Below are 11014 nucleotides of genomic sequence, written 5' to 3'. Positions count from 1 at the left end.
CTTGCGCTCCAGCCCATAGGCATAGCCGCCTAGCGTGCCGTCGGTGCGGATCACGCGGTGGCAGGGGATCAGGACGGCAACATTGTTGTCGCCATTCGCCGATCCTGCCGCGCGCACCGCCTTCGGCTTGCCGACTGCCGCGGCAATCTGGGCATAGCTGCGCGTCTCGCCCGGCGGGATGCGGGTCAGCTCGCGCCAGACCGCCTCCTGGAAAGCCGTGCCACGAACGTCGAGCGGCAGATCGTGCGGCTTCTCCGGCGCGTTCACCGCCGCCACTGTCCGGCGAACGAGGTCGGACATTTCCGAACCGCCATGCACGACCGTCGCCTTCGGGAAGCGGCGGCCCAGTTCGCCCTCGTCCTCGTCGAACGAAAGCCGGCAGATGCCCTTGTCGGTCGCAGCGACCAGCATCCGGCCGAGATCGGTGTCGGCGACCGCCCAGCGGATCGTCTCGCCGCGGCCACCGTCGCGCCAGGCGGAGGGGGTCATGCCCAGCCGGCCCTTCGCCTCGGCGTAGAAGCGGGCCGGGCCGGAATAGCCGGCATCGTAGATCGCGTCGGTGATCCGGTCCGTCTCGCCCAGCGCGGTCTCGGCGCGTTTCGCCCGCAGGCTCCGCGCATAGGCCGCCGGCGTGACGCCGGTCGCGCGCTTGAACAGGCGGTGGAAATGGTGCGGCGAATAGCCGACCGCATCCGCCAGCGTCTCCAGCGACGGCGACTCCTCGGCCTCGGCGAGCAGGCGATACGCCTTCTCCAGCGCGATCTCCTCGCGGTTCACCTCGTCCGGCTCGCAGCGCAGGCAGGCGCGATAGCCAGCGGCCCGAGCCGCCGCGCCGTCCGGGAAGAATTCGACATTCTCCCGCTTCGGCCGCCGCGCCGGACAGCTCGGCCGGCAATAGATGCCGGTCGTCTTCACGCCGCCGATGATCCGTCCGTCCCAGGTCCGGTCGCGCCGTTCGAAGGCAGCCCAGGCCTGGTCGTCGGTGACGGTGAAGCGGTCGTTCACGGGAGCCGATCTATTGCCGATCGCGTCGGTTGCAAGGCTGGCCATGGTCAATTCCTCTCGATTCTCGCCGCGAAACAACCATGCGCGGCGTTGTGGGCGTGGATGGTGGCGACCTCCGGATTGGCGAAGAGCGCGCGGATCTTCGCGTCCGCTTCGCCCGGAAGCGCGAGCAAGGCGTCCTTCAGCATGCCGTCGGCGTCGAAGCCGCGCAGGCCGAGCGGCCGGCCTTCGAACACCGGCGGCGTCGCGTCGGTGAAGCTGGCCGCCTCGGCGCCCTTGCGGACATAAATGGCATAAGCCGAGCGAAAGGGCGTCGCGACGTCGTGCGAGACGTGATGGAGCAGGATCAGCTCGTCGCCCTCCGCCGCATCCTCCAGCGACACCCGGCAGGGAAAGCCGCGCGAGGACGGCGCAACGATACGCCGGGCGCCCCGCTCCGCCAGTTCGCCATCGTTCATGCTGAACAGGCTCTCGAACGCCTCCGGCGCCAGTCCTTCGATTCGGTAGGCCATGGTTGCGCTCCTTTCGAAGCCCTTTTGACCTGCCCGGGAAGCCCGCGCGTCCCGCCGCTTGCGGTCAAAGCAAAGCACCCTCCCAAGCCCATCTTGCAACGCAGCAAACCCGCTGCTAGGGCCACCGCGACCCAGCGGGAGCGCGCGTGCGCTCCCTCGCGCACGGGTCCGAAAATCCGCTTCAGGGGTTGCGACGCGCGTGGATATTTCCGGCGGCATTCAGGCCAGTTTGGCGGGGCGCTACGCCCTCGCCTTGTTCGGGCTCGCCCGCGACGAGCGCAAGCTCGACGCGGTGTCCGCGAGCCTCGCGACGCTGAAGGCCGCGCTCGCGGAATCGGACGATTTCAGGACGCTCACCACCAGCCCGCTGATCGGCCGCGACGCCAGCGCCGCCGGCGCCGCGGCGGCGGTCGAGGCGATGGGGCTCGATCCGCTGACCAGGAACTTCGTCGGCGTCCTCGCCCGCAACCGGCGGCTCGGCCAGCTCGGGGCGATCATCCGCGCCTTCAACCTGCTCGCCGCCCGCCATCGCGGCGAGATCACCGCCGAGGTCACCTCGGCGCGCCCGCTTGAGGCCGACCAGGTCGAAGCGCTTCGCACCAACCTCCGGAGCCGCTTCGGCTCCGACATCGCGGTCGACCTCGCCGTCGATCCGGCGATCCTTGGCGGCCTCGTCGTCAAGGTCGGCAGCCGGATGATCGACGGCTCGATCCGCACCAAACTCAACACTCTCGCACAAGCGATGAAAGGCTAATCAAATGGACATCCGCGCCGCGGAAATCTCCAAGGTCATCCGCGACCAGATCGCCAATTTCGGCGCAGAGGCCCAGGTCTCGGAGGTCGGCACCGTGCTGTCGGTCGGCGACGGCATCGCCCGCGTCCACGGCCTCGACAACGTCCAGGCCGGCGAGATGGTCGAATTCGAGGGCGGCATCAAGGGCATGGCCCTGAACCTCGAGGCGGACAATGTCGGCATCGTGATCTTCGGCTCGGATTCGACGATCAGCGAAGGCTCGACCGTCAGGCGGACCGAGACGATCGTCGACGTGCCGGTCGGCAAGGGCCTGTTGGGGCGCGTGGTCGACGGCCTCGGCAACCCGATCGACGGCAAGGGCCCGATCGAAGGCGCCGAGCGTCGCCGCGTCGAAGTGAAGGCCCCCGGCATCATCCCGCGCAAGTCGGTGCACGAGCCGGTGCAGACGGGCCTGAAGGCGCTCGACGCGCTGGTGCCGATCGGCCGCGGCCAGCGCGAGCTGATCATCGGCGACCGCCAGACCGGCAAGACCGCCGTCGCGCTCGACACCTTCATCAACCAGAAGGCCGCCAATGCGGGCAACGACGAGAGCCAGAAACTCTATTGCATCTACGTCGCGGTCGGCCAGAAGCGCTCGACCGTCGCCCAGATCGTCCGCGCGCTCGAGGAGAATGGCGCGATGGAATATTCCATCGTCGTCGCCGCCACCGCCTCCGAGCCGGCGCCGCTCCAGTTCCTTGCGCCCTCCACCGGCTGCACGATGGGCGAATATTTTCGCGACAACGGCATGCACGCGGTCATCGTCTATGACGATTTGTCCAAGCAGGCCGTGGCCTATCGCCAGATGTCGCTGCTGCTGCGTCGCCCGCCCGGCCGCGAGGCCTATCCGGGCGACGTCTTCTATCTTCACTCGCGCCTTCTGGAGCGCGCCGCCAAGCTCAACGACGCCAACGGCAACGGCTCGCTGACCGCTTTGCCGGTCATCGAGACGCAGGCCGGCGACGTCTCCGCTTATATTCCGACCAACGTGATCTCGATCACCGACGGCCAGATCTTCCTCGAGACGGAATTGTTCTTCCAGGGCATCCGCCCGGCGATCAACGTCGGCCTCTCGGTCAGCCGCGTCGGCTCCTCCGCCCAGACCAAGGCGATGAAGAAGGTCGCGGGCTCGATCAAGCTGGAGCTGGCCCAGTATCGCGAGATGGCCGCCTTCGCCCAGTTCGGCTCGGACCTCGACGCCTCGACCCAGCGCCTGCTCAACCGCGGCGCACGGCTCACCGAGCTGCTCAAGCAGCCGCAATACAACCCGATGCCGGTCGAGGAGCAGGTCGTCTCGATCTTCGCCGGCGTGAACGGCTTCATCGACACGGTGCCGACCGAGGCGGTGACCCGCTTCGAGGGCGCGCTGCTCAGCCATATGCGCAGCGACCATAAAGACGTGCTCGCCACGATCCGCGACACCAAGGCGCTCGACGATGCGACTTCGGACAAGCTGAAGGCCATCGTCGGCGATTTCGTGAAGACGTTTGCTTGATCTGACAGGAAGGAAACAGAGTCATTCCGGCGAAAGCCGGGACCCATGAACGAAAGCACCAGCGGAAATTCGCCGACGTAAGTGTTCATAGGTTCCGGCTTTCGCCGGAATGACTCAGGGGAAAGCAATGGCCAGCCTCAAGGCGCTCAAGAACCGGATCTCCTCGGTCAAGTCGACCCAGAAGATCACCAAGGCGATGAAGATGGTCACCGCCGCCAAGCTGCGCCGCGCGCAGCAGGCGGCCGAGGCTGCGCGTCCTTATTCCGAGCGCATGGCGGCGGTGATGGCGAGCCTCGCCGGCTCCGTCGCGCCCGGCCCGCAGAGCCCGAAGCTGCTCGCCGGGACCGGCAAGGACGACACGCATCTGCTGGTCGTCTGCACCTCGGATCGCGGCCTCGCCGGCGCGTTCAACACCAACATCGTCCGCGCCGCCCGCAAGCAGGCGGACAGCCTGATCGCCGAGGGCAAAAGCGTCTATTTCTACCTGGTCGGCCGCAAGGGCAAAGCGGTGATCGGCCGGGTCTTCCCGAAGCAGATCATCCACCAGCACGACACGAGCGAGATCAAGCAGGTCGGCTTCGCCGACGCGCAGGAGATCGCGAACGATATCGTCGATCGCTATCAGACCGACGGCATCGACGTGGTCCATCTGTTCTACGCCCGCTTCCAGTCGGCGCTGGTGCAGGAGCCGGTCGGGCAGCAGATCATTCCGGTGCCGCCGGTCGAGTCGGCTGACGTGCCGGCAGGCGGCGGCGCGGCGATCGAGTACGAACCGGACGAGGATGAAATCCTCGCCGAGCTTTTGCCACGCAATATCGCGGTTCAGATCTTCCGCGCCTTGCTCGAGAATGCGGCTTCGGAGCAGGGTAGCCGGATGACCGCCATGGACAATGCCACCCGCAATGCGGGCGACATGATCAACCGGCTGACGATCGAGTATAACCGGACCCGCCAGGCGGCCATCACCAAGGAGCTGATCGAGATCATCTCCGGAGCGGAGGCCCTATGAGACAGATCGTGTTGCTTGTCGGATTGTTCGGCGGCGTCGCATTCGCCCAGACCACCACCGCGCCGACCGCGGCGCAGTTCAGCCGCGCGATGGCGGAAGCCTGCCCGACACCCCGCGCGGCGACCCGCAACGTCCGCTGCGCCCGCGCCGAGGACGGCTCCGTCCAGTTCACCTGCAGCTACGAGATGCAGGGCGCGAACGGCCAATGGGCCAGCCATAACGCCACGCTGCAGCAGGCCGAGGGCCAGTGGGTCTGGATCGACGGCCCGACCCGCTGCGACGGCGAGGACACGGGACCGAATTGAGTTAGTCGATTTTCTGTTCTCCGGCGAAGGCCGGAGCCCAGACGAAGGTTAGACTGGACCCCGGCCTTCGCCGGGGAACAAGAAGGAAGAAAATGAAGATGGCGACCGCCACCAAGACCAAGAACGCGCCCGCCGGCACCAATGTCACCGGCCGGATCAGCCAGGTGATCGGCGCCGTCGTCGACGTGACGTTCGACGGCGAGCTGCCCGCGATCCTGTCCGCGCTCGAGACCGACAATAATGGCAACCGCCTCGTCCTCGAGGTCGCGCAGCATCTCGGCGAGAACACCGTCCGCACGATCGCGATGGATGCGACCGAGGGCCTCACCCGCGGCCAGGAGGTCAAGGCGACCGGTTCGCAGATCCGCATGCCGGTCGGCCCGAAGACGCTCGGCCGGATCATGAACGTCATCGGCGAGCCGATCGACGAGCGCGGCCCGATCGGCCACACCGACACCGCTCCGATCCACGCCGAGGCGCCGCTCTTCACCGATCAGTCGACCGAAAACTCGATCCTGGTCACCGGCATCAAGGTGATCGATCTGCTCGCGCCTTATGCGAAGGGCGGCAAGATCGGCCTGTTCGGCGGCGCCGGCGTCGGCAAGACGGTGCTGATCCAGGAGCTGATCAACAACATCGCCAAGGGCCATGGCGGCACCTCGGTGTTCGCCGGCGTCGGCGAGCGCACCCGCGAGGGCAACGACCTTTATCACGAGTTCCTCGACGCGGGCGTCATCGCCAAGGATGCCGACGGCAACGCGATTTCCGAAGGCTCCAAGGTGGCGTTGGTCTTCGGCCAGATGAACGAGCCGCCGGGCGCCCGCGCCCGCGTCGCGCTCTCCGGCCTCACCATCGCCGAATATTTCCGCGACCAGGAGGGCCAGGACGTGCTCTTCTTCGTCGACAACATCTTCCGCTTCACCCAGGCCGGCTCGGAAGTGTCGGCGCTCTTGGGCCGCATCCCCTCTGCGGTGGGCTACCAGCCGACGCTCGCCACCGACATGGGCGCGCTGCAGGAGCGGATCACCTCGACCAACAAGGGCTCGATCACCTCGGTGCAGGCGATCTACGTGCCCGCGGACGACCTCACCGACCCGGCGCCGGCGACGTCGTTCGCCCACTTGGACGCCACCACCGTGCTGTCGCGCGCCATTTCCGAGCTCGGCATCTACCCGGCGGTCGACCCGCTCGACTCCACCAGCCGCGTTCTGGAGCCGCGCGTCGTCGGCCAGGAGCATTACGAGACCGCCCGCGCCGTCCAGGAGACGCTGCAGCGCTACAAGTCGCTGCAGGACATCATCGCCATCCTGGGCATGGACGAGCTTTCCGAGGAGGATAAGCTGACCGTCCAGCGCGCCCGCAAGATCCAGCGCTTCCTGTCGCAGCCGTTCCACGTCGCCGAGGTCTTCACCGGCATCTCCGGCAAGTTCGTGTCGATCGAAGACACCGTCGCCAGCTTCAAGGCGGTGGTGAATGGCGAATATGATCACCTGCCGGAGGCCGCCTTCTACATGGTCGGCGGCATCGAGGAAGCGGTCGCCAAGGCCGAGAAGCTGGCCGAGGAGGCGTAAACAATCCTCCCCTCCCGCTTGCGGGAGGGGATTGAGGGGTGGGTGCGATCACTCTGGTGATCGCTCGTCGCGCAAGCGGCGACCGGGCGTCGAGCCCGCCCGCCACTCACCCACCCCCTGCCCCTCCCTTGAAGGGAGGGGGGAGTAATTGAGAATGGCCGATCTTCGCTTCGAACTCGTCACCCCTGAAAAGCTGGTCCGCGCCGAGGACGTCCATATGGTCGTCGTCCCCGGCACGGAGGGCGATTTCGGCGTGCTCGCCGGCCATGCGCCAGTCATGTCGACCATCCGCGACGGCGAGCTGGCGATCTACAAGAACGCCGGCGCCGAGCCCGAGCGCATCGCGGTCAAGGGCGGCTTCGCCGAGGTCAGCGACAAGGGCCTGACCGTGCTCGCCGAGAGCGTCGAGGGCTAGTCGGGCGTTCCCTCGACAGGCGGGTCCTTCTGGGTCCACCACAACCAAAGCCCGCCGAGGATGATCAGGGCCGCGCCGCCGAAGGTGGCGAGGTCCGGCGCCTCCCGGAACAGCCACCAGCCGATGCCGGCCGCGACCAGCAGCTGCACATAGGTCATCGGCGCGACGGTTGAGGCCGAAGCACGGGTCGCGGCGGCGTAGATCAGGGTGTGGCCCAGCGTCGCGAAGACGGCGACGGCGAGGCATTTCGCGACGACGATCCACCCCGGCCAGCCGATCGTGAAGGTCGGCCCACCGAACAGGTGCAGCGCGGCTGCCGCGACGACGATCAGCGGCGCGGCGATCGCGGCCAGCAGGAACTGCATCACCGCGATCGGCGCAAGCCCGGCCGCCTTGCGGTTGAGCATCATCAGCCAGGACATGCCGAACGCCGCGCCGAGCGGATAGAGCGCGACGGCGCCCAGTTCGAGCACATTGGGCCTGAGCACGACCAGCACGCCCGCGAAGGCGAGCAAGGTCGCGCCCCAGGTCGCCGGCCGGGTGCGCTCGCCGAGCACCAGAGGCGACAACAAGGCGGTGAGGATCGGGCTGGTGAACTGGATCGCGGTTGCATCGGCCAGCGGCAGCGCCATCACCGCCATGAAGAAGCAGATCGTCGCGAAGGCGACCGCGAGCCCGCGGCCGAATTGCAGCGACGGCCGCGGCAAGACGAAACCCGCTCGGCCGTGCGCGGCCGCGACGACGACGGCGAGGCCGAGCGCCCCGAAGCAATAACGCAGCGCCGAGACCGCCGTGCCGGGCCACGCGCCGGCCATCGACTTCACGATCGCGTCGCCGATCGACAGCGAAACGAAGCCCGCCAGGGCGATCGCAAGGGCGGCTTTGGTGCGGTCGGCGGTCACTCTTCCGCTTCGCCGCGGGTTAGGTCTTTGTCAAAGTTTCCGCCTTATTCACCCTGCGAGGCCGCGTTCCGGCCAGAGTGAGAGCGGCTGCATTTTATGAGCGCATTCGGACGACGCGGCGGCAATGGCATCGGCGGGCGGCCGAGCTTCGGCAGCGCCCAGCCGATGAAGGGGCCCGGGCCCGTGGCGCCGCGCGCGCCCGCTCCCGAGGTCGACGAGGGCGGCGAGCAATTCCCGCCGCTCGAGGCGCTCAACGAAGAGATCGAGGCGCCGTCGCCCGTCGCCGAGCGCAATCAGGACGCGATGGCCCGCCTCGCCGACCGCCAGGCGCAGTCCGGCGCCCAGGGCAATTCGAAGAATGAGGGCTTCGAAGCCTCGATTCACCGCATCAAGGAACAGGTCCTCCCGCGCCTGCTCGAGCGCGTCGATCCGGAAGCGGCCGCGACGCTCAGCAAGGACGAGCTGGCCGAGGAATTCCGTCCTATCATCGGCGAGGTGCTCGCCGAGCTCAAGATCAACCTCAACCGGCGCGAGCAGTTCGCGCTGGAAAAGGTGCTGGTCGACGAGCTGCTCGGCCTGGGCCCGCTCGAGGAATTGCTCAACGACCCCGACGTCTCGGACATCATGGTCAACGGGCCGCAGCAGACCTATATCGAAAAGAAGGGCAAGCTCGAGCTCGCCCAGGTCCAGTTCCGCGACGAGGACCATCTGCTGCAGATCGCGCAGCGGATCGTCAACAAGGTCGGCCGCCGCGTCGACCAGACCACACCGCTCGCCGACGCCCGCCTCCAGGACGGCAGCCGCGTCAACGTCATCATCCCGCCGCTCTCCTTGCGCGGCACCGCCATCTCGATCCGCAAATTTTCCGAGAAGCCGATCACGGTCGATATGCTGCGCGGCTTCGGCTCGCTCAGCGAGAAGATGGCGACGGTGCTGAAGATCGCCGGCGCGTGCCGGATGAACATCATCATCTCGGGCGGCACCGGTTCGGGCAAGACGACGATGTTGAATGCATTGTCGAAACTTATCGACCCGGGCGAGCGCGTCCTCACCATCGAGGACGCGGCCGAGCTTCGCCTGCAGCAGCCGCACTGGCTGCCGCTCGAAACCCGCCCGCCGAACCTTGAAGGTCAGGGCGCGATCACGATTCGCGATCTCGTGATCAACGCGCTGCGCATGCGGCCGGACCGGATCATCCTGGGCGAGATTCGCGGCGCCGAATGCTTCGATCTGCTCGCCGCGATGAACACCGGCCATGACGGCTCGATGGCGACGCTTCACTCCAACTCCCCGCGCGAATGCCTCGCGCGCATGGAGAATATGGTGATGATGTCGGACATCAAGGTGCCGAAGGAAGCGATCAGCCGCCAGATCGCCGATTCGGTCGATCTCGTCGTTCAGGTCAAGCGCCTGCGCGACGGCTCGCGCCGCTGCACCAACATCACCGAGGTGATCGGGATGGAAGGCGACGTCATCGTCACCCAGGAATTGTTCAAGTTCGAATATCTCGACGAGACCGCCGAAGGGAAGATCATCGGCGAATATCGCTCGATGGGCCTGCGCCCCTACACGCTCGAAAAAGCCAAGATGTTCGGGTTCGACCAGCCCTATCTCGAGGCGTGCCTCTAGGGCGCTCCGCTCAACACGAAGTTCAAAGCGATATCCGAATGAGCGCCAGCTTTTCCATCACCGCAGAGCCGGACCGCGATCTGGTCCGCATCCGCATGTCCGGCTTCTTCACGCCGGCCGACATCGCGGCGTTCCTCGACGCTCGTGCTCGCGCCCATGCGCAGCTCACCTGCGGCTCCAACCAGCATCTCACCTTGAACGACGTGCGCGGCTTGAGCATTCAGCCGCAGGATTCAGTCGCCGCCTTTCAGACGATGCTCGCGGATTCGAATTACCGCTCGCGGCGCCTCGCCTTTGTCGTCGCGCCGACTTTGGCGCGCGGCCAGCTCGCCCGCGCGCTGAGCGGCCGCGCCAATACCCGGATGTTCGAGGATCCGCACGAGGCCGAAGCCTGGCTGCTCGATCCGGACGAGAAAGCGGAACCCTCGTCGCGCCGCGCGATCGGCTAGCTCCGCGGGGACGCCGTATTCGGTGTCCCCGCCCATGTCGATCAGCGGTGCCGCGCGATCCAGTCCTCGACGACGGGCGCGATCTTGGTCCGCCACTTGCCGCCGTTGAAGATGCCGTAATGGCCGGCGCCCTTGGCGAGATGATATTTCTTCTGCGCCGCCGACAGCCCGGTCGCGATGGTGAGCGCCGCTTTGGTCTGGCCGACGCCTGAAATGTCGTCGCGCTCGCCCTCGATCGCGAGCAGCGGAATGTCGGTGATCGCGGCTGGATCGACCGGTCGGCCGCGATGGGTCATCTCGCCCTTGGGCAGCGCATGGCGCTGGAACACGACGTCGATCGTCTGCAGGTAGAATTCGGCGGTCATGTCGCAGACGGCGCGATACTCGTCGTAGAAATCCTTGGTCGCATCGGCCTCTTCCTCGTCGCCATCGACGAGGTGGCGGAACATCTCCCAGTGGCTGACCAGATGGTTGCCGAAGTTCATCGCCATGAAGCCGGCGAGCTGCAGGAAGCCCGGATAGACCCGCCGCCCCGCGCCCGGATAGAGATAGGGCACGGTTACGATCACATTCTTCTCGAACCAGGCGAAGGGCCGCTGGGTCGCGACCGTGTTGACCTCGGTCGGCGCCTTGCGGGTGTCGATCGGCCCGCCCATCATGGTGAGCGTGCGCGGCCGCAGCGGATCCTTGTCCGCGCTCATCAGGCAAGCGGCGGCGAAGGCGGGCACTGAAGGTTGGCAGACGGCGAGCATATGCGCGCCGCGGCCGCCGTCATCCGGCCCGATCGCGTGCATGAACTCGATCAGGTAATCGACATAATCGTCCAGATCGAAGCTGCCATCGTCGAGCGGCACCAGCTTCGCGTCGCGCCAATCGGTGATGTAGACATCGTGCGCCGGCAGCATGCGCTCGACCGTGCCGCGCAGCAA

At 67.0% G+C, this 11014-nt stretch carries 12 protein-coding genes; 8 read left to right on the top strand and 4 right to left on the bottom strand.

Going from position 1 to position 11014, the window contains the following annotated elements:
• On the bottom strand, positions 1 to 1050 hold a 1050-nt coding region (ada, locus tag ACT4N3_RS02295; RefSeq protein WP_444853588.1), incomplete at its 3' end, for a bifunctional DNA-binding transcriptional regulator/O6-methylguanine-DNA methyltransferase Ada.
• 2 nt (positions 1051 to 1052) lie between these two features.
• Positions 1053 to 1517: a DUF1203 domain-containing protein gene (locus tag ACT4N3_RS02290; protein WP_444853587.1), complete on the bottom strand. Its 465-nt coding sequence runs from the start codon at positions 1515 to 1517 to the stop codon at positions 1053 to 1055.
• A 199-nt stretch (positions 1518 to 1716) separates the two neighbouring features.
• Between ACT4N3_RS02290 and ACT4N3_RS02285 the strand changes: the two genes are divergently transcribed.
• The 6 genes from ACT4N3_RS02285 (at position 1717) to ACT4N3_RS02260 (ending at position 7105) form a co-directional block, all read left to right on the top strand.
• Positions 1717 to 2271 carry a F0F1 ATP synthase subunit delta gene (locus ACT4N3_RS02285; RefSeq protein WP_444853586.1) on the top strand — a complete coding sequence of 185 codons (555 nt, stop codon included), beginning with the start codon at positions 1717 to 1719 and terminating at the stop codon, positions 2269 to 2271.
• A 4-nt stretch (positions 2272 to 2275) separates the two neighbouring features.
• Positions 2276 to 3805 (top strand): F0F1 ATP synthase subunit alpha, encoded by a 1530-nt coding sequence (gene atpA / locus ACT4N3_RS02280; RefSeq protein ID WP_444853585.1) that lies wholly within the window; start codon positions 2276 to 2278, stop codon positions 3803 to 3805.
• A 127-nt stretch (positions 3806 to 3932) separates the two neighbouring features.
• Positions 3933 to 4814, top strand: coding sequence for a F0F1 ATP synthase subunit gamma (locus ACT4N3_RS02275; protein WP_444853584.1), 882 nt, complete (start codon positions 3933 to 3935; stop codon positions 4812 to 4814).
• The gene (locus ACT4N3_RS02270; protein ID WP_444853583.1) at positions 4811 to 5119 is read left to right on the top strand and encodes a hypothetical protein; all 309 of its coding nucleotides are present in this window, start codon (positions 4811 to 4813) and stop codon (positions 5117 to 5119) included. Before ACT4N3_RS02275 ends, ACT4N3_RS02270 begins: the two co-directional genes overlap by 4 nt.
• 98 nt (positions 5120 to 5217) lie before the next feature.
• Positions 5218 to 6690 carry a F0F1 ATP synthase subunit beta gene (atpD, locus tag ACT4N3_RS02265; protein WP_444853589.1) on the top strand — a complete coding sequence of 491 codons (1473 nt, stop codon included), beginning with the start codon at positions 5218 to 5220 and terminating at the stop codon, positions 6688 to 6690.
• A gap of 154 nt (positions 6691 to 6844) precedes the next feature.
• Positions 6845 to 7105, top strand: a complete 261-nt coding sequence (locus ACT4N3_RS02260; protein ID WP_444853582.1) for an ATP synthase F1 subunit epsilon — start codon at positions 6845 to 6847, stop codon at positions 7103 to 7105.
• On the opposite strand, the gene ACT4N3_RS02255 is transcribed toward ACT4N3_RS02260, so the two are convergent.
• Positions 7102 to 8007, bottom strand: a complete 906-nt coding sequence (locus ACT4N3_RS02255) for a DMT family transporter (RefSeq protein WP_444853581.1) — start codon at positions 8005 to 8007, stop codon at positions 7102 to 7104. The genes ACT4N3_RS02260 and ACT4N3_RS02255 overlap by 4 nt on opposite strands.
• Before the next feature lie 96 nt (positions 8008 to 8103).
• Here ACT4N3_RS02255 and ACT4N3_RS02250 point away from each other — a divergent pair, with 96 nt between their 5' ends.
• Together ACT4N3_RS02250 and ACT4N3_RS02245 are read left to right on the top strand one after the other, a co-directional pair.
• Positions 8104 to 9636, top strand: coding sequence for a CpaF family protein (locus tag ACT4N3_RS02250; RefSeq protein WP_444853580.1), 1533 nt, complete (start codon positions 8104 to 8106; stop codon positions 9634 to 9636).
• 38 nt (positions 9637 to 9674) lie between these two features.
• A complete protein-coding gene (locus tag ACT4N3_RS02245; RefSeq protein WP_444853579.1) occupies positions 9675 to 10085 on the top strand; it encodes a hypothetical protein in 411 nt (136 codons plus the stop codon).
• A 41-nt stretch (positions 10086 to 10126) separates the two neighbouring features.
• Here the strand turns inward: ACT4N3_RS02245 and phaZ are convergent.
• Positions 10127 to 11014: polyhydroxyalkanoate depolymerase (gene phaZ, locus ACT4N3_RS02240; RefSeq protein WP_444853578.1), on the bottom strand; the 888-nt coding region annotated here is incomplete at its 5' end.

The sequence above is a fragment of the Sphingosinicella sp. genome (genome assembly GCF_052388015.1).
Classification (GTDB): domain Bacteria; phylum Pseudomonadota; class Alphaproteobacteria; order Sphingomonadales; family Sphingomonadaceae; genus Allosphingosinicella.
Note: the sequence above shows the minus strand (reverse complement) of the source record. Positions and strands in the feature narration are given on the sequence as shown.